This is a genomic window from Sinorhizobium sp. NG07B, assembly GCF_002532005.1.
Classification (GTDB): Bacteria; Pseudomonadota; Alphaproteobacteria; order Rhizobiales; family Rhizobiaceae; genus Sinorhizobium; species Sinorhizobium fredii_C.
The window spans coordinates 532134-555536 of record NZ_NWTD01000004.1 but is presented as its reverse complement, the minus strand read 5'-3'; the positions used below and the strand labels follow the sequence as shown (position 1 = coordinate 555536).

Genomic DNA, 23403 nt, shown 5'->3' with positions numbered 1-23403 from the left:
CCTTCCAGCACGCCGGACACCTTCGGAAAGATATCACGGACCAGTCAATTCGCCTTGCGCACAGCAAGCAGCGCCGCGCAGGGTTCCTGGGAGTACTCACCGCCTCAGGGCAATGCCTGATTCGGTTGCAACGACTCTCCCGTCGAAATCCGAATGCTATACCCTAAACACCGGCACAGCATTAACGGTTCATATTAACGGCTTTGCCCTTCCGATAAAGCCCTCAGCCGTTACAATTGTGTCACATTCGCGTCTGCGGCGGCAGACGCGCCTGGCTTCAACCCTGTTCGCCGCCCTCCGCGGCTTCGCGCGAGGTGATCACCTTATCGATCAGGCCCCAATCGAGCGCCTCGTCGGCACTCATGAAATGATCGCGATCGAGCGTCTGCTCGACTTCCTCATAGGTGCGGCCGCAATGCTTGACATAGACCTCGTTCAAGCGGCGCTTCATCTTGAGGATGTCTCTGGCATGCCGTTCGATGTCGGAAGCTTGGCCCTGGAACCCGCCGGAGGGCTGGTGCACCATGATGCGCGCATTGGGCGTCGCAAAGCGCATGTCCTTGTGGCCGGCCGCCAGCAGCAGCGAGCCCATCGACGCTGCCTGGCCTATGCAAAGCGTCGAGACCGCCGGCTTGATGAACTGCATGGTGTCGTAGATCGCCATGCCGGCCGTGACGACGCCGCCCGGCGAGTTGATGTAGAGGGCGATTTCCTTCTTCGGATTTTCCGCTTCCAGGAAGAGCAATTGCGCGCAGACGAGCGTCGCCATGTGGTCTTCGACCGGGCCCGTAAGGAAGATAATGCGCTCCTTGAGCAGCCGCGAATAGATGTCGTAGGACCGTTCGCCGCGGTTGGTCTGCTCAACAACCATCGGCACAAGAGCCATGGCCGTATCAACTGGATTTCTCATATCGAACCTTCATAGTCGGGCCCGCAATCCCTTCGCGGACCGGGAATCATCGGATAAGCCTCAGTCCTTACATAGAGTGTCAATGCCCTTCACTTCAAGTCGCGAACATTCGATAAGCTTAATGGTCGCAGCGCTTGGAACCAACGTTTTTCATTGACCCCGTTGTCCTGCCGATAAAACACTTTTCCAGGTCCGCCACCCGATGGCACCGCCATTTCAGCCTTGCTCACAGGCATTCGCGGCGTCGGGGTAAACGATCCGTAAAGCTGATGCCCCGGCTGTCAGAGTTGGGATTCGAGCGGCAGGAAACGGATCGCTCCGGCAATCAGGCGACGGTGGGCGCCGGCGTCCGGCTCGCGCGCGAGCAGCCGGATCGCTCCGTTCGCCCGGTCGCGCCAGACGAGCCTTCCGCCTTCGAGTGCCAGCCGATAACTCCTCTCCGGCAGCGTCTCCTCGTCGAAGATGGACTGGAGCTCGTCGGCGAGCGCCGCGTCGGAGAAGATCACTCCCATCTCGGTGTTGAGGGAAGCGGAACGCGGATCGAAATTCATCGATCCCACATAGCCGAACCTGCCATCGACGACGAAGGCCTTCGTGTGCAGGCTAGCATTGCGGGCGCCGAACAGCGACATGCGATGGCGGTCGATCACCTCGCCGTATTCCTTGAGTTCATAGAGCTCGATGCCCCCCTCAAGCAGGCCCTTGCGATACTTCATATAGCCGCCGTGGACGGCTGCGACGTCCGTTGCGGCAAGCGAGTTCGTCAGCACGGCCACGCGCACGCCTTTCTTCGCGAGCGTCGTCAGCTGGCGCGTTCCCTCAGCCCCTGGAATGAAATATGGCGACATGATGCGCAGCTCGCGCTCGGCGTCGTTGATCAGCGGAAAAAGCTCGCGCAGCAGCCAGTTCTGCCGCTTCTGCAGCAGGGCCTTTTCGGGCGGGTCGAAGGCGAGCCGGACGCCGTCGCTCCGGTGAAGCCTGCGGCCGCCCCAGTAGAGATCCGCTCCGGCGTCGGCGTCACTCACTCTTTCCAGATAGAAGCGTGCCGCCGCGGTGCGCGCCAGCGTATCGAGTGTTTCGCAGAGCGCCGGCAGGTAGTGCTTGCGCGGCGTCCGGAGTGCTGCGATCGGCAACACGGATGCGCTGTTCCAGTATTGGTCGAACATCGCCGTGGCCTGATCGGCGACGGGTCCCGTGAGCCAGACATCCAGGTCGCGGAAGTTCGACAGTTCGGCCGCATCAAAATAGGCGTCGCCGATATTGCGTCCCCCGGCGATCGCTACCCGGCCATCGGCAATCCACAATTTATTGTGCATGCGCCGCGTCGCGCTCAAGGCGCGCACCGCCATTTCAAAGCCGCGGCGGAACCGATCGGTGCGCGCCCGGCTGGGATTGAACAGGCGCACGTCGATATTCGGATGCGCGTCGAGCGCTATGCAGAGCCGGTCGTGGATGCCGGCATTGATGTCGTCGAGCAGCAGCCGCACCCTCACGCCCCGGTCGGCCGCCTTGATGATCTCGCGGGTGAGGAGAAAACCTGTCAGCTCGTCCTTCCAGTAGTAATATTGCAGGTCGAGACTGCGGCCAGCGGCGCGGGCGGAATGGGCACGCGCGACGAAGGCCTCGATGTTGTCCGAGATCAGCGCAACGGCGCACTCGCCGGGACTGGCGGAAAGAAGCGAAGCAACGCTTGCATCGATCCGGGTCGGCTTGCCGCCGAGAGGCAGGGCGAAGGACCTGGGGGCCTGCGGACGGCGCCCGAACACGCCGTAGACATATAATGTCGCGGCGGCGACAAGAACCAGGAGAACGGCAAGAAAGAACGCAATCCAGAAAAACATCCACGCCGTCCACAGCATCGGCTGCGTCCTCAGACTCGCCGCGGCTCCTTTAACATCTTGGGTTCTCGACCAATTCTACTTGAAATCGAACCCGATTTAAGAGGCTGTTCGGACGGCTTCACGCCGACTCCAGGTCGATCAACCCTGCCCGGTTGTCGGTGCCGCCGTCCTTGAGAGCAGCCTTGAGATCGATCGACGCCTTCACCGGAAGGTGATCGGACGCCACCCGCGCCAGCGGCGTGTCGTGCACCGACACCGACGTCACGAGATGATGCGGATTACCAAGCACGCGATCGAGCGGCAACAGCGGGAAACGCGATGGAAAGCTCGCAACTGTCGCATGGGTCGGGTCGAAAATGGGACTGAGGAAGCTCAGCGAAGAACGTCTACCCATGCGCCACTCGTTGAGGTCGCCGATGAGCAGCGTCGGCCGGCCGACGCCGTCGGCCGCAACCCGCAGGATACTCTCCGCCTGCCGCGCCCGGGAGTGGCGCAACAGGCCGAGATGGGCGGCGATCACCCGCAGCGGTCCGGCCTTGAGATCAAGATCGACGACCAGCGCGCCACGCGGCTCGACGCCCGGAAGATTGAGCTGCCGAACGTCGGATACGGCGCCTTCCCTGAGCAGGAGGACATTGCCATGCCAGCCGTGCCCCTTTTCCGAGAAAGGGGAGATCGGCACCGAAACAAGATGGGCCTCGCGTCGCAGATGCTCGAGATCCAGGAGCCCGGCGCGTTCGCCAAACCGCTGGTCGGCCTCCTGGAGCGCGACGATATCCGCGCCGATCTCGGTGATGACCTGAGCGATGCGGCCCGGATCGAAGCGCCCGTCCGTGCCTACGCATTTGTGGATATTGTAGGAGGCGATCACGATATCGCCACGGCTCACGGCCGCGTCGCGATTGACCACGGTCGGCCGCCGTTTCCGGATCGCGGCCATGATGCCCGCGGAAAAACTGCCTTGCGTTTTTGCCATGCCGCTCCCTGCTGCTGCCGCATCATGCTCAATGAGATCAATCATTGCCACTGAAAAAGTCGATATTGCGGATGTTGTTCCTTGAGGCCGATGCCGATCGATTGCTCTTGCCGCAGTCCCGCCCGGCGCAATAGAGATGGGGGTGGAAGCATCAGCCTGCCTATTTATCGAGAGCCCGATATCATGTCTCCAGCCCCCGGCATTACCATCGACGGCCCCGCGCGGCGCGTTTCTCTCGACGTTCGCAACCCCGACTTTTTCCGCAATCCGCTGCCGGCCTATAGCGCACTCCATGCGCAATGTCCGGCCTTCTTCTGGGAAGAACCGCAACAGTGGTATTTCGCAGGCTACGACCAGGTGAACGCCCTTCTGCGCGACCGGCGCTTCGGCCGGCAGATCCTGCATGTGGCGACGCGGGAGGAACTCGGCCAGCCCGCACCGAAATCGCATCTCAAGGATTTCGACGCGCTCGAAGAACATTCGCTGCTGGAGCTCGAGCCGCCGGCCCATACGCGGTTGCGCACGCTCGTCAACCGAGCCTTCGTTTCGCGGCAGATCGAGCAGCTTCGGCCGGATATCGAAACGCTCTCGCATGCGATCATCGACGGCTTCGAAAAGGACGGCGAGGTCGAACTCTTGAAGACCTACGCCGAGACGATCCCGGTCACCATCATCGCCCGCATGCTCGGCATTCCGGTCGAGAGCGCTCCTCGCCTCCTCGACTGGTCGCACCGGATGGTGAAGATGTATGTCTTCAATCCAAGCTTCGAGACCGAACTCGACGCCAACCGGGCTTCCACCGAATTTGCCGCATATCTGAAGGATATCATCGCGGAGAAGCGCGTCAGTCCGGCAGACGACCTGCTGACCCATATGATCAGCTCGGAGAAGGACGGCGAGCGCCTCTCGGAGGCCGAATTGATCTCGACGACGGTGCTGCTTCTGAACGCCGGTCACGAGGCGACCGTGCACCAGATCGGCAATGCGGTCAGCGCCATCCTGAAATCCGGCCTTTCTCCCGACACGCTGTTTGCGAGCGAGGAAGCGACGGCTCGAACGGTGGAAGAATGCCTGCGCTTCGCCGCGCCGCTCCATATCTTCCAGCGCTACGCCCTCTCGGATATCGAACTGGAAGACGGCATCTCTCTCAGGAAAGGCGACAAAATCGGCCTGATGCTCGGGGCGGCCAATGTCGATCCGCGCAAGTTCACTGCCCCGGACACGTTCAGGCCGGACCGCAACGAGGGCGCCAATGTCTCCTTCGGCGCCGGCCTGCACTTCTGCATCGGCGCGCCGCTCGCACGGCTTGAACTCAATCTTTCCCTGCCGATCCTGTTCCGCCGCCTGCCCGGGCTGCGGCTCAAGCGCGAGCCGCCGGTCAAGGACAGCTTCCACTTTCACGGGCTGGAGCGGCTGGATCTCGTCTGGTAGCCGGAAAGGCACACCTTCGTTCAGAGTCGATTAAGCATAAGGCCCTATTCGGCTCTGAACGGAACCGTCACAGGAGCCTGCCGATGTCGCCGATCAAGTTCACAAGCCTGGTTCTCCTCAGCCTTGCCTTGAGCGGCTGCCAGAGCGAGCTGGCAACAGTTGCCGACGCAGCTTTCAGGAATCCGCCCCTGGTCGCGCAACCTGACACGGGCCGGCCAACCACGCCCACAACGCCAGCCGACCCGCCGACACTTCCCTCCCCTCCGCCAGTCGAGACTGTCGATGCCAAGCCGGGCTGCGACGCGGAGGTTCAATCCAAGCTGAAGGCGCCCGGAACCAATCCGGTGACACTTGCCTGCAGCCTTCGGCTGACCTCTGCCGATGTCATCACCCATCCACTGGTCTTCGAGGGAAGTGCCGCGTCCGGATCGGTGCTCGACTGCGGCGGCGGAACGCTCGATGTCAGTGCAGGTCAATCGCGCAAGGAGAAGACCGCTGTCGCCGTTCGCTCCAGGAAAGCGGGCTCCGGCCCCTGGGATGCGCCGTCGAACGTGACGATCCGCAATTGCAGGATCAAAGGCTTCGTCCGCGTCTACGGCCTCGGCGAGAACGCCAACGGCGGGACCATGAAGGCATCATCGCGCAACCCCGACCACACGGCTTTCGCCCAGGCATCGGCTCCGAGGAACGTGCGGCTCGAAAACATCGCCTTCGACGCTCCGGATGGAATACCCTTCTATGTGGGGCCCGGCGTCACCAACGCGGCTCTCGTCAACTCGCAGATCGACGGCCGGTCGACGGCCGTCGCCGTCTATCTCGATGCGGAGTCCGCCAACAACACGATCAGCAACAACGTCTTCGGGATCTCCACGGAGAAGCGCGAATTGATCGCCATCGACGGCTCGGCGAACAACCGGATCACCAACAACATCTTCGAACGCTCCGACAATGGCGGCATATTCGTTTACCGCAATTGCGGCGAAGGCGGCGTCATCCGTCACCAGAAACCGCAGCACAATCAGATCGTCGGCAACACCTTCCGCTACCGGTCCTCATTCCTTGCGCGGCCGGCGGTCTGGCTGAATTCCCGCAACGGCAGCAGCAGCTATTGCTTCACGGATCCGGCTTACCCCTTCGGCAGCAGCGCCAGCAATCGCGATTTCGCGCAGAACAATGTGGTGCGCAACAACAAACTCGAAGGCGGATCGGACAATCTTATCCGCAATGACGATCCCACCAACGACATCGGCGGGAACACCGCGACCGGCGGATAGGCGGTCGAAAACCGCCGCGCGTCAAAGCCGGATCACGTAATCCTTGCGGGTCGTCTCGACGACCTCCCAGGTTCCGGCAAAACCCGGCCGCAGCACTAGGCTGTCGCCGGGCTTGAGGTGCATCGGCTCGCCGCCGTCCTCCGTCACGATCGAATGGCCGGAGAGGATGTGGAAATACTCCCATTCGTCATAGACGATACGCCACTTTCCGGGTGTCGCCTCCCAGATGCCGGCATAGAGCCCGTCCGGCGCTTCCTCGAAATTCCAGGTGCGGAACTCCGGGTTTCCCGAAATCAGACGGTCGGGCGCCGGGGCACCGATTTCCGGCTCAACCGAAGCAAGGTCGAATTTCAGCACGTAACTCATGAGCCCCCTCCGTCGCAGCGGCGCGTCCGTCGCCGGTTCAAATTGCAGTTCCTCGCATACGGCGCGACTCTGAATTCGAATGCAGGAATATGCTTCGTTCACCTGCGCTCATGGCAGGCTCGGCGGCGAGATGAACTGATAATAGGCCCACACCAGGACCAACGCGGCTATAACCGCGATCCAGATAAGCGCTTTCCGCTGCAGTGGGCTGGCAGTCCTCTGCTCCTGCTTAGGTTTCCGTCGTTCGAACTTAACGATATTGTCGTCGCTCATGTCATACCCTCAGTCGGCGGTGAATCTCGTCAAATTCCTGCAAGCGCCTGCTCCAGGTCGGCGATGATGTCGTCGACATCCTCGATGCCGATCGACAGCCGCACGACGTCGGGACCCGCCCCGGCCGCGACCTGCTGTTCGGGCGTAAGCTGCCGATGGGTCGTCGAGGCGGGGTGAATGACCAGCGAACGGGTGTCGCCGATATTGGCAAGATGCGAAAACATCTCGAGGCTCTCGACGAAGCGCTTTCCCGCCTCGTACCCGCCCCCGAGACCGAAGGTGAAGACCGCGCCCGCCCCTTTCGGCGAATAGCGCTTCTGAAGCGGATGGTTCGGGTCGTCCTCGAGCCCGGCATAGCGCACCCACGAGACTTTTTCCTGCCGCTGCAGCCACGCCGCGACGGCGAGCGCATTGTCGCAATGGCGCTGCATCCTCAGCGGCAATGTCTCGACGCCGGTCTGGATCAGGAAGGCGTTGAAAGGCGAGATCGCCGGACCGAAATCCCGAAGTCCCAGAACGCGCGCGGCGATCGCAAGGGCAATATTACCGAAGGCCTGGTGCAGCACGATCCCGCCATATTCGGGACGCGCCTCGGAGAGAAGCGGATATTTCCCGGATTTCGACCAATCGAACGTGCCGCCATCGACGATGATCCCGCCCATCGAGTTGCCGTGGCCGCCGATGAACTTGGTCAGCGAGTGGACGACGATATCGGCCCCATGCTCTAGCGGCCGCACCAGATAGGGCGTCGCCATCGTGTTGTCGACGATGAGCGGCAACCCGTGCCGGCGCGCGACTTCGGCAATCGCGGCAATATCGACGAAGATGCCGCCGGGGTTGGCAAGGCTTTCGATGAAAATCGCCTTGGTTTTCTCGTCGATCTGCGCCTCGAAGCTTTCGGGGTCGTCGCCATCGGCCCAGCGCACCTGCCAGTCGAAGGACTTGAAGGCCTGGCCGAACTGGTTGACGGAGCCGCCGTAAAGCTGCCTTGCGGCGACGAAATTGTCGCCCGGCCTCATGATCGCATGGAAGACGAGAAGCTGGGCCGCGTGCCCGGAGGCGGTGGCCAGCGCCGCCGTGCCGCCCTCGAGCGCTGCGATGCGCTCCTCCAGCACCGCCTGCGTCGGGTTCATGATGCGGGTGTAGATGTTGCCGAATTGCTGCAGGCCGAAGAGCGCCGCCGCGTGATCCGCGTCATTGAAGACGAAGCTCGTCGTCTGATAGATCGGCGTCGCCCGCGCGCCGGTCGTGGGGTCGGGCTGCGCTCCCGCATGGACGGCGAGCGTGCTGAAGCCAGGGCCGGTCTTCATCATTCCTAACTCCATGGTGGGCGGGTCAGCCGATCAGGCGCGGATATTCGATCGCCGGACACCGGTCCATGACCACGTTGATGCCCGCCGCCTCTGCCTTGGCGGCCGCCTTGTCGTCGCGGACCGACAACTGGCCCCAAATGACCTTGGGCAGATTCGGCAGCGAAAGAATTTCGTCTACCAGTGCAGGCAAGGCGTGGGCGGCGCGGAAGACGTCGACCATGTCTACAGGCTCGTCGATATCCGCGAGCCGTGCCACCACGGTCTGGTCGAGGATCGTCCGGCCCGCATGGCCCGGATTGACCGGGATGACGCGGTATCCCTTGCGCAAGAGGAAGGCCATGACGCGGTGGCTCGGTCGCTCCGGCTTCGGCGACGCGCCAACGAGAGCAATGGTCCTGGTCTCGCGCAGGATGTCGGCGAGGTAGTGATCCGGGTAGACATCGTGGTTCATGCTTGCGTCCAAGTATTGTTGTCGTTGCCGCGCGATAGTTGGGGCGGCGCGGCAACGAGTCAACCAAGGCTGCGTTCGCATCCGGCCCTATGCACCGTTTCGTAGCCGTGAGCGCTCTCTCAACGCCAGTTCTCCAAATCCGATTGCATTTCGGGGGAAGCAAGGCGACAAACGCGGAGAATTCCCTCCAAGTCGCCCGTAGAGGTTCACCTTGCCGCTTGATGTCATCGCGCTCGTGCTCTTCGGGGCGCTGCTGCACGCGATCTGGAACGCGCTGGTCAAGGCGGGCGCGGAAAAATCGCTGGATGCCGCCATGATCGCGCTTGGCGCCGCTGTCGTGGCGCTGCCTTTCCTGCCGTTGCTGCCGCTGCCCGACGCCGAAGCGTGGCCCTATATCCTTGCTTCGGCAGTGCTGCAGTTCGCCTATTTCCAGCTCGTGGCGGCCGCCTACCGCGCCGGGGACATCGGCCTCGTCTACCCGCTGATGCGCGGCGTGGCGCCGCTCATCGTCGCCGCCACCAGCAGCATCGTCGTCGGCGAGCATCTGACCGGCGGCGCGCTCGCCGGCATCCTGACGATCTCGGCCGGCGTGCTGACGCTCGCCTTCGAATCGCGCAAGGGCGGCAAACAGGCGATCGGGCTGGCGCTCTCAAATGCCTGCGTGATCGCCAGCTACACTTTCGTCGACGGTATCGGCGCGCGGGTCTCCGGCAATGCCATTTCCTACACGCTGTGGATGGCGCTGCTGCCGCCCGTCCTGCTCTTTGCTTGGGCCTTCGCCAGCCGCGGCGTCAAGCCCGTGCTCCGCCACGTCCGGCACCACTGGTGGCGCGGCCTCATCGGCGGAGCGGGCTCGATCGGCGCCTACGGACTGGCGCTCTGGGCCATGACCAGGGCGCCCGTCGCGACCGTCGCGGCGCTTCGCGAAACGGCGATCCTTTTTGCGGTGGTGATTTCCGTCGTCTTCCTCAAGGAGCGCGTCAGCGTCTGGCGCATAGCCGCCGCCGGCGTCATTGCCCTTGGTGCCTTGCTCCTAAGACTTGCCTAGTCTTCCTTCCACTCCGGCATGCGTTTGCCGATAAACGCGCCGATCCCTTCCTGCGCATCGCGTGCCAGCATGTTCTCGACCATCACGCCGACCGCATAGTCATAGGCGTCGGCGAGCGGCATCTCTGCCTGGCGGTAGAAGGCCTCCTTGCCGATCCTCAGTGCCTGCGGCGACTTCGAGGCGATGACGGAGGCATATTTGTCGACCACCTGACGCAGATATTGCTGCGGCACGATCCGGTTGACGAGGCCGAAGTCCTTCGCGGTCGAGGCATCGATCGTTTCGCCCGTCAGCAGCATTTCCATCGCCTGCTTGCGATGGGCCGCGCGCGACAGGGCGACCATAGGAGTCGAACAGAAGAGACCGATATTCACGCCCGGCGTGCAGAAGGTCGAGCTGTCGGTGCAGATGGCGAGATCGCAACTCGCGACCAACTGGCAGCCGGCCGCGGTGGCGAGACCGTCAATCTCGGCGATGACCGCCTGCGGCAGCTTCGTGATCTTCAGCATGATGTCGGCCGCCAACCGAACGGCACTCTCGAAGAAGGCCCTGCCGCCATCCTCATCGGCGCGATGCAGCGTCATTTCCTTCAGGTCGTGGCCGGCGGAAAAGACCTTACCCGTGGCCGCGATGACGACGACCTTGATCTCCTTGGCGCCGGCAGCGGCGTCGAGTTCGGCCGCAAGCGCCTGCATCAGCGCAATCGACAGTGCGTTGGCCGGAGGGTTGTTGAGCGTCAAGCGCAAGACCGGACCGTTCGTCTCTCGCAGCAAAGGCCCGTTCGGCTCTTCCTTCTTGAATGCAACGACATCCGCCATGGTCTTCTCCCGTTCGCCGTAGGTCGGCCCGTGGTACGCCGCCGCTACCGCTCTTTCAACCCCGGGGCAGCATCTCCGGCTCAGACCATTTTCCGGCTTGCGCGGCGGGCTCGGACGTCCTGTAACGGGTGTAAGCAATGGAGGGATGCGCATGAGCTTGCAGCCGATCATGACCGTCGAGGAGCTCAATCGCTTCCTCGACACGGATTTTCCGCAGGTCCATACGGACGGCAAGGTCTTCGCCGTGACGGCGACCGGCCCCGGTTTTGCGACGATGCGGCTTGACCCGAACGAGCGCCACATCCGCCCGGGCGGCACCGTTTCCGGGCCGACGCTGTTCGCGCTTGCCGACGTCTCGGCCTATATAGCACTGATCGCGCATATCGGTCCGGTCGCGCTCGCGGTCACCACGAACCTCAACATCAACTTCCTGCGCAAGCCTGAGCCCGAGCCGCTCGAATGCACCTGCCGGATCCTGAAGCTAGGCAAGCGGCTTGCGGTCCTCGATGCCTCAATTGCGCCCGTTGGCGGCGACGATCTGGTGGCGCATGCCACCGCGACGTATTCGATTCCGCCTCGCTGAGATGTGGTATTATAAAACCATAGTTCTAAGGATTTGATTTTACATAGAAATCTTTTATAATCTCAGGAACATGGCACTTGACCTAACTTTTGCGCTTGCGTATAAGCTGCCCCCAGATCGCGGTCCATTTTGGGCCGCCTTCTTTTTTGGCCTCCTCAGAGCCAAAGCAAGCAACAAGAAACGCCCGGCTCGCTTCCGGGTCCAACGAAAGAGTTTAGATATGGCAACCTTCGTTCAGAAGCCTGCAGAGGTGGAGAAGAAGTGGATCCTCATCGACGCCGAAGGCCTCGTTGTCGGTCGCCTCGCTTCCATCATCGCAAACCGCCTGCGCGGCAAGCATAAGGCCACCTTCACGCCGCACGTCGACGACGGCGACAACGTCATCGTCATCAACGCCGAGAAGGCCGTTCTCACCGGCAAGAAGTACACCGACAAGAAGTACTACTGGCACACCGGCTATCCCGGCGGCATCAAGGAGCGCACCGCTCGCCAGATCATCGAGGGCCGCTTCCCGGAGCGCGTCATCGAGAAGGCCGTCGAGCGCATGGTTCCGCGTGGTCCGCTCGGCCGTCGCCAGATGAAGAACCTGCGTGTCTACGCCGGTACGAACCACCCGCATGAAGCACAGCAGCCGACCGTCCTCGACGTCGCCAAGCTGAACAGCAAGAACACAAGGAGCGCCTGATAATGGCTGACCTTTCCGCTCTCAAGGATATTGCCACGACCGCGGAACCGGCCGCTCCGGTTCACGTCAAGAAGGTCGACGCGCAGGGCCGCTCCTACGCGACCGGCAAGCGCAAGGACGCCGTCGCCCGCGTTTGGGTTAAGGCCGGCTCCGGCAAGATCACCGTCAACGGCAAGCCGTTCTCGGCCTACTTCGCCCGCCCGGTCCTGCAGATGATCCTGCAGCAGCCGATCGTCGCCGCTGCCCGTGACGGCCAGTTCGACGTCGACGCGACCGTTGCCGGCGGCGGCCTCTCCGGCCAGGCCGGTGCCGTTCGTCACGGCATCGCCAAGGCGCTGACCTACTTCGAACCGGGCCTGCGCTCCGTTCTGAAGCGCGGCGGTTTCCTCACCCGCGACAGCCGCGTCGTCGAGCGCAAGAAGTACGGCCGTGCGAAGGCACGCCGTTCGTTCCAGTTCTCCAAGCGCTAATCGCGCTCACGGATTACGAGATCGAAAGGCGGGGCTTTCAGCTCCGCCTTTTCTTTTGCGGATCGGTCACGGGAGCGTCGGATGCCCTTCGCCAAATTGCCTGCCCCGCCCTACTACGTCGTCTGCTTCTCTTCCGCCCGAACCGACGGCGACAACGGCTATGGAGACATGGCCGACGCGATGGAGAAACTGGCGCGGGAGCAGCCCGGCTTTCTCGGCCTAGAGAGCGCCCGCGGCAATGACGGCTTCGGGATCACCAATGCCTTCTGGCGCGATGAAGATTCCATCCGAGCCTGGAAAAGAAACGTCGATCATCTCGCCGCGCAAAAGCGCGGCCGTGCCGAATGGTACAGCCACTATGAGGTGCGCGTGGCGCGGGTCGAGCGCGCCTATGGCTTCAGCAAGACAGAGGGTTGAAGATGGCTCCGAAATCCATCGATCACGCGATTACCGCCGGTTCGCTGCACGGTGCCGCCACGGACCCGACCCATGCCGGCGTGCTTTCCTTCATGCGGCGCAAATATTCGAAGCGGCTGCAAGACGTGGATGCCGTCGTCTGGGGCATTCCTTTCGACGCCGCCACCTCGAATCGCCCCGGCGCGCGTTTCGGTCCGCAGGCGATCCGCCGGGCGTCGGCGATCTTCGACAACGATCCCCAATACCCGTTCCAGCGCGATCTCTTCGCCGACATGGCGACGATCGACTATGGCGACTGCCTGCTCGACTATGGCAACCATGCGAAGACCCCAGCCACGATCGAGCGCGAGGCGGCGAAGATCCTGAGGTCGGGCGCCTATCTGCTGACGCTTGGCGGCGACCATTTCGTCACCTATCCGATCCTCAAGGCGCACGCAGCGCTCCACGGCCCCCTCGCGCTCGTGCAATTCGACGCGCATCAGGATACCTGGCCGGATGAAAAGGGCCGTATCGACCACGGCTCCTTTGTCGGTCGGGCCGCGCGCGAGGGGCTGATCGACGTCGAGCGGTCGATCCAGATCGGCATCCGCACGCATGCGCCGGACGACTGCGGCATCCGCATCGTCCACGGCTACGAGGTCGAGGAGATGCGCGCCGAAGAGGTCGCCGACACCATCGTCCGGCATGTCGGCAGCCATTCGGCCTACCTGACCTTCGATATCGATTGCCTCGACCCGGCTTATGCTCCGGGCACCGGCACGCCGGTTGCGGGCGGTCCGTCCAGCGCCAAGATCCTCTCGGTGCTGCGCAAGCTGGGAGCATTGCATATCGCCGGCAGCGACGTCGTCGAGGTGGCGCCCGCCTATGACCATGCCGACCTGACCGCCATTGCTGGCTCGACCATCGCCATGTATATGCTGGGCCTTCGAGCCGAATGGCTGGCGGAACGGCGCGGCTGATCGCCGCCGCTCAAGAAACTGATTCAATTCTATGCCAGATTGAATCCGGAAACCCCGGTAACCATCTGCAGGAGCAGGAAAATCATGAAACCGAAGATCTTCATCGATGGCGAACACGGCACGACGGGCCTGCAGATCCGGACCCGCATGGCCGGTCGTTCCGATCTCGAGCTCCTGTCGATCCCGGAAGCGGAACGCCGTAACGCGGCGATGCGTGAAGACCTTCTGAACAGCGCCGACATTGCCATCCTCTGCCTGCCGGACGACGCTTCGCGCGAAGCGGTCGCCATGGTCGCCGGCAACAATCGGGTGCGGATCATCGACACATCGACAGCGCACCGCGTCGCGCCCGACTGGGCCTATGGCTTTGCCGAGATGGACAAGGCACAGCCCGCCAAAATCCGCGACGCGCGGCATGTCTCCAATCCCGGCTGCTACCCGACCGGCGCGATCGGCCTGATCCGGCCGCTGCGCCAGGCGGGCGTCCTGCCGGACGGCTACCCGGTCACCGTCAACGCCGTCTCCGGCTATACCGGCGGCGGCAAACAGATGATCGCGCAGATCGAGGACGAGAACCACGCCGACCGCATCAGCGCCCCGCACTTCCTCTACGGCCTCACGCTCAAGCACAAGCATGTGCCGGAAATGAAGATGCACGGTCTGCTCGAGCGCGCGCCGGTCTTCTCACCCTCGGTCGGCAAGTTCCCGCAGGGCATGATCGTCCAGGTGCCGCTTTATCTCGACGACCTCGCCGCCGGAACGACGCTCGAAAGCATCCATGCCGCGCTCGCCGCGCACTATGCCGGCCAGTCGATCGTCGAAGTGGTTCCGCTTGCCGACAGCGCAAAGCTTGCCAGGATCGACGCCACCGAGCTCGCCGGCAAGGACACGATGAAGCTCTTCGTATTCGGAACCAGCGGCGGTGCCCATGTGAACCTCGTCGCCCTGCTCGACAATCTCGGCAAGGGCGCCTCGGGCGCGGCCGTCCAGAACATGGACCTGATGCTGTCTGCCTGACAAAGGCTCAGGAAACAAAACCCCGGCAGTCATCGCTGCCGGGGTTTTTCTTTGCGCCTTTCGAGCCGCGGATCAGTTGCGGATTTCGATCGCCGTCGGTCTCGGATATTCGCCGACGAAGCCGCGCCAATGGGCGATCGCGAAGCCGAGCACGACAAGCGCGCCTGCCTGGTGAAGCACGCCCCAGCCGATCGGCACCTGCAGAACGAGCGTCGTGATACCGATCGCGGCCTGGATGGCTATCAATGCAAGGAGAAGCACGGAACGGCGTGCATGCGTCGTGCCCGGCGCGGCTCGAAGGGAGGCGACCATGTGCACGAGCACCAGCGCAAACAGCAGGTAGGCGCCGGCGCGGTGCAGGAACTGCACGGTCTTCGGATTCTCGAAAAGGTTGATCCAGGCGGGCTGCTGCACGAAGAGATCCCCCGGTACGAGGGCGCCATCCATCAGCGGCCAGGTATTGTAGCTCAGGCCGGCGTCGAGACCGGCGACGAGCGCGCCCAGATAGATCTGGAAGAGGCTGATCACTGCGATGATGGCGGCCATCATTCGCGACCTTTGCGTCGGCGCCGCATCGCCGGAATGCGGCGAAAGCCCGCGATAGATCCACATGCAGGCAGCAAAGATCAGACAGGCGATCACCAGATGCGTGGCAAGGCGGTACTGGCTGACCTCCGTGCGCTCGACGAGACCGGAGGAGACCATCCACCAGCCGATGAAGCCCTGAAAGCCCCCGAGCGCCAGAATGCCGAGGAGCGGCAGCCGCAATCGCGGCTCGATCCGCCGGGTCAGCCAGAAGAACAGAAGTGGCAGGGCGAAGACCACGCCGATCCCGCGCGCGAGCAGCCGGTGCGCCCATTCCCACCAGAAGATCGTCTTGAACTCCTCGACGGTCATTCCCTTGTTCATCTGCTCATATTGGGGAATGCGCTGGTAAAGGCGGAACTCCTCCTCCCATTCCTCCGCGGACAGAGGCGGAACGACGCCATGGATCGGCTTCCACTCAGTGATCGACAGGCCGGACTCCGTCAGGCGCGTCGCACCGCCGACAATCACCAGGGCGAACAGGGCGAACAGGACGACCGCGAGCCAACCGCGGATCTGCCGGCGATTGCGCTCGGCTCTGTCGATCTCGCGCCGCAGCGTCTGTTCCGTTGCCAGTTCGGCATGCGCCATGACGTCTTCCTCGTTTGTCGGCGACAACCTTGTAGGGACGGGTTGCCGCCAAGCGTTCGAAAGCCGTTGATTTGCACCAGAGCGGCGTGCAAAACAAGGCCGAAGCCTTTGCGGCATGCCGTCGCGGCCAGTTCCAGGTTGAAGCGGGATGCAGGGAGCCGCAAGCAATTCTCCCGATCCGGCGCGGCTGCCGCCATCCGAAAGACATCCAATGCCCCTACGCCTCAGAAAACTCATCGGCACCGTCCTCATCATCATTCTTGTCATCGTCTATGCGCTGGCGGCAGTCACCTTTGCCTCCCTGCTACTCGGCGCGTCGCCCTGGTGGGTGCATCTTCTCTATTTCTTCTTCACCGGGCTCCTGTGGATCCTTCCGGCGATGGTGATCATCAAGTGGATGGAAAAACCGGCAAACAACCGCTGACCGGCTGAGGTGCACCCATGAAGATCGCCGTCATCTCCGACATTCACGGCAACGACCTGGCACTCGAGGCGGTGCTGGCGGACATCGACGCCCAGGGGATCGACGACATCGTCAATTTGGGTGACCACCTGAGCGGACCGCTCAATGCCGCCCGCACGGCGGACCTCCTGATCGACCGCGGAATGCCGGCGATCCGCGGCAATCACGATCGTTACCTGCTGACGCTGGAGCCGGCCAAAATGGGGCCTTCCGATCGCGCGGCCTGTGACGAACTCGAACCGCGCCACAAGGAATGGCTGGCTGCGCTCCCGGAAACGCTCGTCCATCGCGATACGCTCTTCCTCTGCCACGGCACGCCCACGAGTGACGAGACCTACTGGATGGAGGCGCTGACAGCCGATGGCGTCGTCCACATGGCTGCGCGAAAGGCGATCGAGCGTTTGGCCGATGGTGTCGACTACCCGGTGATCCTCTGCGGACACACGCATATTCCGCGCGCCGTGCGGCTGGCGGACGGGCGCCTCCTCGTCAATCCCGGCAGCGTCGGCTGCCCGGGTTACGATGACGATCAACCCGTGGCGCACAACGTGGAAACCGGCGCGCCGGACGCGCGCTACGCTATCGTCGAATGCACTTCTGACGGTTGGACTGTCAGCTTCCGCTGCCTGCCCTACGACCACAGGGCAATGTCGCGCCTCGCCGCCGAACGCGGCCGAGCCGACTGGGCAGCCGCGCTGGCGACCGGATTTCTGGACTGAGGCTACTCTGCGATTTCAAGCGCCCCAATGTCCGCGCCGGTGATCGCCGCGATGTTGCGCGTCACCTTGTCGGCCGGCCAGTTCCACCAGGCCACCGCCTGCAAGCGCTCGAGGATCTCAGCCGGGAACCGCATCCTGACGACCCTTGCCGGGTTGCCCGCGACGATCGCGTAGGGAGGAACGTCCTTGCTCACAACGGATTTCGCCGCCACGATCGCGCCGTCGCCGATGGTAACGCCCGGCAGAACCGTCGCCTCCCTGCCGAGCCAGACATCGTTGCCGACGATCGTGTCGCCGCGATGGCCCGTGCCATAGGCGGACGGATCGAAGCCCTCGCGCCAGGCACCGGGGAAAATGCCGAAAGGGAAGGTCGAAAAGCCGGACAGCGCGTGGTTGGCGCCGTTCATGATGAACTGGACAGCGGTCGCCAACGCGCAAAACCGCCCGATAACCAGCCGATCCCCGACGAAGTCATAGTGGTAGAGGACGCACTTCTCCTCGAAACATTCGGGGCCCTCGGGATCGTCGTAGTAGCTGTACTCGCCGGCTTCGATCAACGGCGACCGCACCAGGTTCCTAAGAAATCCTATCCGCGGAAATTCCGCGACCGGAAACTTGGCGCCGGGGTCCGGCAGGGCATGGCTCGGCATCATCAGCAGTTCCGCAGTTGTTTCTTCATGACGTCGTATCGGCCGCGAGATGTAACGCCGCGGCGGCGATTTCCAAGCCGCAGACAAACCAGTCGCTTCACGCTTTGCTAACCGCATTTGCCGATCGCAGGGTAGGCAGCGGCGGATTTAAAGAGGATGTAGCAATTTTTGCCGTCTTATCGATACGCGACGTATGCCGGATGATCCGAGAGATGGCCAATTTCAATTTCACCCTTGCCGCGCCAGAGGGGCAATCCTGGCGCGACCTTTCGATGCGCCCGGCTGCCCATAATCCTTACGCCGACCGGGTCACGCTTTCCGTGCATCGCGATATGGCGGAACTGGAGGCGGACTGGCGTGCGCTCGACGCCAACAATCTCAACTCCCTGCATCAAAGCTTCGACTGGTGTGCCGCCTGGAAGAGAGCGCATGACAGCCAATTGCTGGTCGTGCGCGGCGCCATTGCCGAGCAACTGCTTTTCCTCCTGCCGTTCGAGGTCGAACGGGGCCAATTCTTCCGGACCGCGCGACTGATCGCGACCGGGCACAGCAATCTCAACACCGGCTTGTTTGCTGCCGAGATCGAGCGCGTGCCGCGGGACGACCTCGTCCGCTCGCTGAGCGAAGGAGTCCGCCAGGCGCTGCGCGCGCATGCGGATGTCGTTGCCTTCGAAAGGACGCCGGCAGTTTGGCGCGGCCTGCCCCATCCCCTCGCCGCCCTGCCCGGAATCGCCAATCCGAACGCCTCTTTCCAGCTCGGGCTTGCCGGCGACATGGAGCGGACGCTCGCCCAGCTCAATGCAAAACGCCGGCGCAAGAAGATGCGTCTCTCCGAAAGGCGTCTCGCCGAAATCGGTGGCTATGACTATGTGGTTGCCCGTGAGGCGGCGGAGGCGCAGGCGCTGCTGGAGACGTTCTTCCGGCAGAAGGCCGCGCGGCTGGAGGCCCAAGGCTTACCCGACGTCTTCGACGAGCCGGAGACGCGCGCCTTCTTTCGCCTGCTGATCGATCGCCATCGCGCCGGCGACAGGCTGCTCGAACTCAACGCGATCCGTCTCAAGGGCGAGCACGAGGGGCGGATCATCGCCGTGACCGGCCTGTCGCGCAAGGGCGACCATGTCATCTGCCAGTTCGGCTCGATCGATGACACGATTGCCGCCGACAGCAGCCCGGGCGAGTTGCTCTTTTACCGGGTGATCGAGCGTCTTTGCGGCGAAGGCGTCGTACTCTTCGACTTCGGCATCGGCGACCAGCCCTATAAGCGATCGTGGTGTACGATTGAGACCGTCTTGCGGGACATCACCCTGCCGCTGACGCTGCGTGGACATGCGGCAGCCGGCCTGCACCGAGCCGCGGTCCGCGCCAAACGCGCCATCAAGGCAAACAAAGCCCTTTATGCCCTCGTCCAGCGACAGCGGCGCCGGCTGCGGACCACCACGGAAATCGCAGCCGATTGAAGCACCTCACGCCGCGCGGCGGTCGCGAAGCTCGGGACCGCTTTCGCCGCCACCGGTCATCAGCAGGATGTCGCGGTAGCCGGCCTCCCCGAAGCTTGTCAGTGCTTCGATGATCCCGTCCTCGCTGACCGACGGCGCCGAAACGATAATCTCGACCTCCTCGCGCCGCGCCACCTTGGCGACGGAAGCCGCGTCCGCGGCACCGCATTCGACCAGCACAAGATCATAGGCGCTTGTCAGCGCGTCGATGATCATCTGCAGACGCTCGATGCCGCGCATCGCCGTGTGGGGATCTGCGTCGCCCTGCGGGATGATGTGCGCCTCGGAAAACCTGTCCGCATGGATCGTCTCGGTGAAGGCAACCTCGCCGGATAGGAGGTTCGTAATGCCGGGCAGATGCAGCGCCTGGGCCATCAGCCGCGTCGGGCAGGCCGATCCGGAAAGGTCGATGAGCACGACCTTGTGTTCCTCTTCGGCAAGCAGACGCGCCAGCATCACCGTTGCCGTCGATCCTTCATCCCCTCCGGGCGAGACCGAAACGGCGACCCGGACGGCGTTGTCGAGCAGATGTCCGGCCACGGACTCGATCGAGAAGTCGTGCTCTGCTGCGATGCTCGGCTCCTGCTCCTCTCGTGCCCGCTCGTCTTCCGGCACGGCAACGGTTGCCGGCACCTCGTCCGGGACAGTCGTACCAGCAGTTTCGGGCATCCTTCCGGAACCGGAGACCGGCCTCAGCGCCCTGCCGCTGAAGAGTTCGCCGAGCATGATGACGACGCAGCTGATCAGGAAACTCGCAAGCGCGGCGACGATCGTGATCGGCACCACCTTGGGAAAGCTCGCCAACGTCGGCACCACGGCATTGGAAATCACCCGCGCGTCCGCCGGCGTCGCATTCGCGACGGTTCGCGATGTCGCTTCGCGGTAGCGGGCCAGATAGGTCTCCAGGAGCTGGCGTTGGGCCGCCGCCTCGCGCTCCAGCGCACGAAGCCCCACCTCTTCCTCGCCCGCCTGCGCCGATTGCGCCTTCAGCGCGTTCAACTGCTGCAGCAATTGCTGTTCGCGAAGCTGCCCGACCTTCGCCTCGTTCTCGAGACTGGAGAGAATCTTTCGCGTTTCCGAACGTATCTGCTCCCGAATACCTTCGAGCTGTGACTTCAGCCCCTTCAGCCGAGGATGCCCGTCGAGCAGCGAGGTCGATAGATCGGCGATCTGCGCCTGCAGAGTGGCCTGGCTCTCCTTCAGCCGCTGGATCATCGGTGAGCCGACGATATCGGTCAGCGTTTCGACCGGGCGGCCATCGGCAAGCGCTGCGCGCACGCCTTCGGCGCGTGCCGCCGCATTCGCCCTTTCGCCCCGGATCCGCGCCAGCTCGGTCGAAATATCGGTGAGCTGCCTAGTCGCGAAGTTCTCCGTTTCGCCGGTCGGGAGCAAACCGGATTCGGCGCGATAGGCGGCGACCTTGGCCTCCGCCTCGCGAACCTTTTCCCTTAGATTGGCGATCTCCGGCTCCAGCCAGCGGCTGGCTTCCGAGTTGGAGTCGAGCTTCGCACCGCTCTGCAGCGAGAGATAGACCTTGGCCATCTCGTTCGGAATGGCAGCGGCGAGTTTCGGATCCTTCGACGTGAAGGCAATGGCGATCACGCGTGACTTCTCGACCTGGTAGACTTGCAACTTAGTATTGAACTCTTTGAGGATCCGCTCTTCCGGCGGCAGTTCGAGCGGGTTCTTCTTGAGCCCCAGCATGACCAGGAGATCGGAAACGGCCGAGGGATGCGCCGACGGATCGAATTCCTCCAGCTCGTGCAGCTTCATGTTGCGGGCGACCTGCTTGATGAGGTCGGCGGAGCGCAGCACCTGCACCTGGCTGGCGATGCCGGACTCGTCGAAAATTCGGTCCGAACTCGTCTGAGACGCCTGATTGGGACCGCTGAACTCCGGCTCGCGCGATTCGATCAGGACACGCGTTTCGCTTTCATAGCCGGGCGCGATCATCTTCGCCGCGCCGAAGGCAAGCACCGTGGCCCCGACCGTCGCAAGCAAGACACGGGTGCGACGCTGCCAGATGGCGCGAACGAGCCTGCCCAGATCGATATCCACATCCTGCTGACCGCCGACGTCCGACATGCCGCAACCCCAATAGCTTCCGCATTCAGCCGGAAGGTAAAGGAACATGGTAACGCAAGTGTTAATTGCAGGCACAACCGTCGGATGCCGGTGCCGCGGAAGGGTGCGGATCGCCGCCGGATCGGAATTCTACCGGAGTTTACCGGCTATTAACCCTAACGGATCGATAACATCACCGAAAGGTATTCATTTCCGGAGCCAACGAGAACCCGCATGTCGATCGCAGGCACAAAGGCAGCACGCGCTTTCGCCGTGGCAATATTGTCGGCGCTGGCCAGCGGTTGCACGAGCTATCAGCCGGCTCCCAAGGCCTTCAGCGAGGCGACTATCCAACCCTACCGGCTGGACAGCGGCGATCGCCTTCGCGTCACCGTATTCGAACAGCCGGGCCTCAGCGGGACCTACACTGTCGACCAGGCGGGCTACGTCGCCTTCCCGTTGATCGGCGCAGTGCCGTCGCGCGGCCATACGCTTCCGGAACTCGAAGGGATGATCGCGGCGAAGCTCCGCGAGGGCTTTCTGCGCGACCCGGACGTGACCATCGAGGTCGATCGCTACCGTTCCGTCTTCATCATGGGCGAAGTGGGCCAATCCGGCCAGTACAGCTACGTTCCCGGAATGACCGTGCAGAACGCGATCGCGGTTGCCGGCGGCTTCACCCCCCGCGCAAACCAGGCGAATGCCGACATCACCCGCAAGGTCAACGGCCGTATCATAACGGGTCGCGTGCCGATCACCGATCCGGTGCTTGCGGGCGACACGATCTATGTTCGCGAACGGCTGTTCTGACGCCATGTCGAACGAGCGGCCCCTGCGCATTCTCCATTGCTTCAGATCGCCGATCGGCGGCATCTTCCGCCACGTTCGCGATCTTGCCGAGGCGCATGCGGCAGCGGGCCATCAGGTGGGAATTCTCTGCGATAGCGCCACGGGCGGCGCCTACGAGGATGCCCTCTTCGACGAGATCCGCCCCTTCCTGGCGCTCGGTGTCGTCCGCACGCCGATCCATCGGACGATCGGGCCTTCGGATTTTGCCGCGCTCTGGCGCAGCTACAAGCAGATCAGAAGCTTGCAACCGGATGTGTTGCACGGGCATGGCGCCAAGGGCGGCGTGCTCGCACGCATCATCGGTTCAGCGCTGCGGGTCAACAAGTATCGCGTAGCCCGCCTCTATTCGCCCCACGGGGGCAGCCTCCATTATGAACGGAAGTCGCTCGCCGGCGGCGCCATCTTCCGGATGGAGCGCCTCCAGGAGCGTCTCACCGACGCGCTCGTCTTCGTCTGCGATTTCGAGCGGCAGACCTATTTCGCCAAGGTTGGCCGGCCCGCGGGGCGCAACGAACTGATCTATAACGGCATCGGAGACACGGAGTTCGCGCCGGTCGCCGAAAGTCCCGGGGCGGTCGATTTTCTTTATATCGGCATGATGCGGGATCTGAAGGGGCCGGATCTCTTTATCGAGAGCTTCGCCAAGGCCGAAGAACTTGCCGGGCGGCCGCTTTCGGGCCTGATGATCGGCGATGGTCCGCAGCAATCCCGGTATGAAGAAATGATAGCGCGCATGGCGCTTGGCGATCGCGTCAGGATGCGCCCGGCAATGAAGGCGCGCGCGGCCTTCGCGCTTGCCCGGACAGTCGTCATCCCCTCTCGCGCGGAGTCGATGCCCTATATCCTTCTCGAAGCGCTCGCCGCCCGAAAACCGGTCATCGCGTCCCGGGTGGGCGGCATGCCGGAAGTGCTGGGCGCCGACAGCGGAGCGCTCGTCCAGCCGGCAGATGCAAGGGCGTTCGCCGAAGTCATGGCGGCGGCCGCCGTCGACCAGGACTGGGCAGTCCGCACGATGCCCGATGCGGAGGGCTTCAAGTCGCGCTTCTCGGCTGCGGTGATGACCAGGCGCGTGATGCAACTCTACGGTGAACTTACCGAGGAATCGATCTTCGCCGAGGCGCGACTTCGCACAACGTAAGCGTTTCTTAGTGGCT

The 23403-nt window shown here is 63.3% G+C and carries 24 protein-coding genes; 14 read left to right on the top strand and 10 right to left on the bottom strand.

The window, feature by feature from the left end:
- Positions 1-277: 277 nt before the first annotated feature.
- The 3 genes from clpP to CO664_RS17355 all read right to left on the bottom strand — a co-directional run bounded on the left by clpP (position 278) and on the right by CO664_RS17355 (position 3727).
- Positions 278-910 carry an ATP-dependent Clp endopeptidase proteolytic subunit ClpP gene (clpP, locus tag CO664_RS17365; RefSeq protein ID WP_037389081.1) on the bottom strand — a complete coding sequence of 211 codons (633 nt, stop codon included), beginning with the start codon at positions 908-910 and terminating at the stop codon, positions 278-280.
- 281 nt (positions 911-1191) lie between these two features.
- Positions 1192-2751 carry a phospholipase D family protein gene (locus tag CO664_RS17360; protein WP_097539496.1) on the bottom strand — a complete coding sequence of 520 codons (1560 nt, stop codon included), beginning with the start codon at positions 2749-2751 and terminating at the stop codon, positions 1192-1194.
- Between the two features lie 118 nt (positions 2752-2869).
- Positions 2870-3727 (bottom strand): endonuclease/exonuclease/phosphatase family protein, encoded by an 858-nt coding sequence (locus tag CO664_RS17355; RefSeq protein ID WP_097526557.1) that lies wholly within the window; start codon positions 3725-3727, stop codon positions 2870-2872.
- Between the two features lie 183 nt (positions 3728-3910).
- On the opposite strand from CO664_RS17355, the gene CO664_RS17350 reads away from it, so the two are divergent.
- Both CO664_RS17350 and CO664_RS17345 read left to right on the top strand, forming a co-directional pair.
- Complete coding sequence (locus tag CO664_RS17350; protein WP_097539439.1) at positions 3911-5158, top strand: cytochrome P450; 1248 nt, start codon at positions 3911-3913, stop codon at positions 5156-5158.
- An 83-nt stretch (positions 5159-5241) separates the two neighbouring features.
- Positions 5242-6432: a NosD domain-containing protein gene (locus CO664_RS17345; protein WP_097539438.1), complete on the top strand. Its 1191-nt coding sequence runs from the start codon at positions 5242-5244 to the stop codon at positions 6430-6432.
- Between the two features lie 21 nt (positions 6433-6453).
- Here the strand turns inward: CO664_RS17345 and CO664_RS17340 are convergent, their stop codons facing one another.
- From CO664_RS17340 to CO664_RS17325, 3 genes are all read right to left on the bottom strand, one after another.
- Positions 6454-6798 (bottom strand): cupin domain-containing protein, encoded by a 345-nt coding sequence (locus CO664_RS17340; RefSeq protein WP_097539437.1) that lies wholly within the window; start codon positions 6796-6798, stop codon positions 6454-6456.
- Positions 6799-7100: 302 nt separating this feature from the next.
- A complete protein-coding gene (locus CO664_RS17330; RefSeq protein WP_097539495.1) occupies positions 7101-8381 on the bottom strand; it encodes an O-acetylhomoserine aminocarboxypropyltransferase in 1281 nt (426 codons plus the stop codon).
- Positions 8382-8406: 25 nt separating this feature from the next.
- Positions 8407-8835 carry a CoA-binding protein gene (locus CO664_RS17325; protein ID WP_037414077.1) on the bottom strand — a complete coding sequence of 143 codons (429 nt, stop codon included), beginning with the start codon at positions 8833-8835 and terminating at the stop codon, positions 8407-8409.
- Positions 8836-9046: 211 nt separating this feature from the next.
- On the opposite strand from CO664_RS17325, the gene CO664_RS17320 reads away from it, so the two are divergent.
- Positions 9047-9883 carry a DMT family transporter gene (locus CO664_RS17320; RefSeq protein ID WP_097526442.1) on the top strand — a complete coding sequence of 279 codons (837 nt, stop codon included), beginning with the start codon at positions 9047-9049 and terminating at the stop codon, positions 9881-9883.
- Here CO664_RS17320 and CO664_RS17315 read toward each other — a convergent pair.
- Positions 9880-10701: an enoyl-CoA hydratase gene (locus CO664_RS17315; RefSeq protein WP_037414072.1), complete on the bottom strand. Its 822-nt coding sequence runs from the start codon at positions 10699-10701 to the stop codon at positions 9880-9882. The two genes, CO664_RS17320 and CO664_RS17315, sit on opposite strands and share 4 nt — an antisense overlap.
- 151 nt (positions 10702-10852) lie before the next feature.
- Between CO664_RS17315 and CO664_RS17310 the strand changes: the two genes are divergently transcribed.
- The 6 genes from CO664_RS17310 (at position 10853) to argC (ending at position 14832) form a co-directional block, all read left to right on the top strand.
- Positions 10853-11284, top strand: coding sequence for a PaaI family thioesterase (locus tag CO664_RS17310; protein ID WP_037414071.1), 432 nt, complete (start codon positions 10853-10855; stop codon positions 11282-11284).
- A 220-nt stretch (positions 11285-11504) separates the two neighbouring features.
- Positions 11505-11969 carry a 50S ribosomal protein L13 gene (gene rplM / locus CO664_RS17305; RefSeq protein ID WP_014327963.1) on the top strand — a complete coding sequence of 155 codons (465 nt, stop codon included), beginning with the start codon at positions 11505-11507 and terminating at the stop codon, positions 11967-11969.
- Positions 11970-11971: 2 nt separating this feature from the next.
- Positions 11972-12439, top strand: coding sequence for a 30S ribosomal protein S9 (rpsI, locus tag CO664_RS17300; protein WP_018239369.1), 468 nt, complete (start codon positions 11972-11974; stop codon positions 12437-12439).
- A gap of 81 nt (positions 12440-12520) precedes the next feature.
- Positions 12521-12856, top strand: coding sequence for an antibiotic biosynthesis monooxygenase (locus tag CO664_RS17295; protein WP_037414064.1), 336 nt, complete (start codon positions 12521-12523; stop codon positions 12854-12856).
- Between the two features lie 2 nt (positions 12857-12858).
- A complete protein-coding gene (gene speB, locus CO664_RS17290) occupies positions 12859-13815 on the top strand; it encodes an agmatinase (RefSeq protein ID WP_037414062.1) in 957 nt (318 codons plus the stop codon).
- Positions 13816-13899: 84 nt separating this feature from the next.
- A complete protein-coding gene (gene argC / locus CO664_RS17285; protein ID WP_097539435.1) occupies positions 13900-14832 on the top strand; it encodes an N-acetyl-gamma-glutamyl-phosphate reductase in 933 nt (310 codons plus the stop codon).
- A 72-nt stretch (positions 14833-14904) separates the two neighbouring features.
- Here argC and CO664_RS17280 read toward each other — a convergent pair whose 3' ends face one another.
- The gene (locus tag CO664_RS17280; RefSeq protein WP_095677929.1) at positions 14905-16008 is read right to left on the bottom strand and encodes a COX15/CtaA family protein; all 1104 of its coding nucleotides are present in this window, start codon (positions 16006-16008) and stop codon (positions 14905-14907) included.
- A 211-nt stretch (positions 16009-16219) separates the two neighbouring features.
- Here CO664_RS17280 and CO664_RS17275 point away from each other — a divergent pair, with 211 nt between their 5' ends.
- Both CO664_RS17275 and CO664_RS17270 read left to right on the top strand, forming a co-directional pair.
- Positions 16220-16432: a DUF2842 domain-containing protein gene (locus tag CO664_RS17275; RefSeq protein WP_097539494.1), complete on the top strand. Its 213-nt coding sequence runs from the start codon at positions 16220-16222 to the stop codon at positions 16430-16432.
- A 17-nt stretch (positions 16433-16449) separates the two neighbouring features.
- Positions 16450-17190: a metallophosphoesterase family protein gene (locus CO664_RS17270; protein WP_097539434.1), complete on the top strand. Its 741-nt coding sequence runs from the start codon at positions 16450-16452 to the stop codon at positions 17188-17190.
- 2 nt (positions 17191-17192) lie between these two features.
- On the opposite strand, the gene CO664_RS17265 is transcribed toward CO664_RS17270, so the two are convergent.
- The gene (locus CO664_RS17265; RefSeq protein WP_097539493.1) at positions 17193-17840 is read right to left on the bottom strand and encodes a CatB-related O-acetyltransferase; all 648 of its coding nucleotides are present in this window, start codon (positions 17838-17840) and stop codon (positions 17193-17195) included.
- A gap of 212 nt (positions 17841-18052) precedes the next feature.
- On the opposite strand from CO664_RS17265, the gene CO664_RS17260 reads away from it, so the two are divergent.
- On the top strand, positions 18053-19297 hold the full coding sequence (locus CO664_RS17260; protein WP_097526447.1) for a GNAT family N-acetyltransferase: 1245 nt from the start codon (positions 18053-18055) through the stop codon (positions 19295-19297).
- Positions 19298-19303: 6 nt separating this feature from the next.
- On the opposite strand, the gene CO664_RS17255 is transcribed toward CO664_RS17260, so the two are convergent.
- Complete coding sequence (locus tag CO664_RS17255; RefSeq protein WP_097539433.1) at positions 19304-21421, bottom strand: exopolysaccharide transport family protein; 2118 nt, start codon at positions 21419-21421, stop codon at positions 19304-19306.
- Between the two features lie 213 nt (positions 21422-21634).
- On the opposite strand from CO664_RS17255, the gene CO664_RS17250 reads away from it, so the two are divergent.
- Both CO664_RS17250 and CO664_RS17245 read left to right on the top strand, forming a co-directional pair.
- Positions 21635-22210: a polysaccharide biosynthesis/export family protein gene (locus CO664_RS17250; protein ID WP_037414040.1), complete on the top strand. Its 576-nt coding sequence runs from the start codon at positions 21635-21637 to the stop codon at positions 22208-22210.
- Positions 22211-22214: 4 nt separating this feature from the next.
- Complete coding sequence (locus tag CO664_RS17245) at positions 22215-23387, top strand: glycosyltransferase family 4 protein (RefSeq protein WP_176536613.1); 1173 nt, start codon at positions 22215-22217, stop codon at positions 23385-23387.
- Positions 23388-23403: the final 16 nt, after the last annotated feature.

Coding starts and splice junctions, on each gene's coding strand:
- CO664_RS17340 (WP_097539437.1), bottom strand. CDS start 6,798: ATGAGTTACGTGCTGAAATTCGACCTTGCTTCGGTTGAGCCGGAAATC.
- CO664_RS17325 (WP_037414077.1), bottom strand. CDS start 8,835: ATGAACCACGATGTCTACCCGGATCACTACCTCGCCGACATCCTGCGC.
- CO664_RS17315 (WP_037414072.1), bottom strand. CDS start 10,701: ATGGCGGATGTCGTTGCATTCAAGAAGGAAGAGCCGAACGGGCCTTTG.
- CO664_RS17245 (WP_176536613.1), top strand. CDS start 22,215: ATGTCGAACGAGCGGCCCCTGCGCATTCTCCATTGCTTCAGATCGCCG.
- CO664_RS17360 (WP_097539496.1), bottom strand. CDS start 2,751: ATGTTTTTCTGGATTGCGTTCTTTCTTGCCGTTCTCCTGGTTCTTGTC.
- CO664_RS17295 (WP_037414064.1), top strand. CDS start 12,521: ATGCCCTTCGCCAAATTGCCTGCCCCGCCCTACTACGTCGTCTGCTTC.
- CO664_RS17280 (WP_095677929.1), bottom strand. CDS start 16,008: ATGGCGCATGCCGAACTGGCAACGGAACAGACGCTGCGGCGCGAGATC.
- CO664_RS17265 (WP_097539493.1), bottom strand. CDS start 17,840: ATGCCGAGCCATGCCCTGCCGGACCCCGGCGCCAAGTTTCCGGTCGCG.
- CO664_RS17310 (WP_037414071.1), top strand. CDS start 10,853: ATGAGCTTGCAGCCGATCATGACCGTCGAGGAGCTCAATCGCTTCCTC.
- rpsI (WP_018239369.1), top strand. CDS start 11,972: ATGGCTGACCTTTCCGCTCTCAAGGATATTGCCACGACCGCGGAACCG.
- speB (WP_037414062.1), top strand. CDS start 12,859: ATGGCTCCGAAATCCATCGATCACGCGATTACCGCCGGTTCGCTGCAC.
- CO664_RS17350 (WP_097539439.1), top strand. CDS start 3,911: ATGTCTCCAGCCCCCGGCATTACCATCGACGGCCCCGCGCGGCGCGTT.
- CO664_RS17255 (WP_097539433.1), bottom strand. CDS start 21,421: ATGTCGGACGTCGGCGGTCAGCAGGATGTGGATATCGATCTGGGCAGG.
- CO664_RS17250 (WP_037414040.1), top strand. CDS start 21,635: ATGTCGATCGCAGGCACAAAGGCAGCACGCGCTTTCGCCGTGGCAATA.
- CO664_RS17270 (WP_097539434.1), top strand. CDS start 16,450: ATGAAGATCGCCGTCATCTCCGACATTCACGGCAACGACCTGGCACTC.
- CO664_RS17275 (WP_097539494.1), top strand. CDS start 16,220: ATGCCCCTACGCCTCAGAAAACTCATCGGCACCGTCCTCATCATCATT.
- CO664_RS17355 (WP_097526557.1), bottom strand. CDS start 3,727: ATGGCAAAAACGCAAGGCAGTTTTTCCGCGGGCATCATGGCCGCGATC.
- CO664_RS17330 (WP_097539495.1), bottom strand. CDS start 8,381: ATGAAGACCGGCCCTGGCTTCAGCACGCTCGCCGTCCATGCGGGAGCG.
- argC (WP_097539435.1), top strand. CDS start 13,900: ATGAAACCGAAGATCTTCATCGATGGCGAACACGGCACGACGGGCCTG.
- CO664_RS17260 (WP_097526447.1), top strand. CDS start 18,053: ATGGCCAATTTCAATTTCACCCTTGCCGCGCCAGAGGGGCAATCCTGG.
- clpP (WP_037389081.1), bottom strand. CDS start 910: ATGAGAAATCCAGTTGATACGGCCATGGCTCTTGTGCCGATGGTTGTT.
- CO664_RS17345 (WP_097539438.1), top strand. CDS start 5,242: ATGTCGCCGATCAAGTTCACAAGCCTGGTTCTCCTCAGCCTTGCCTTG.
- rplM (WP_014327963.1), top strand. CDS start 11,505: ATGGCAACCTTCGTTCAGAAGCCTGCAGAGGTGGAGAAGAAGTGGATC.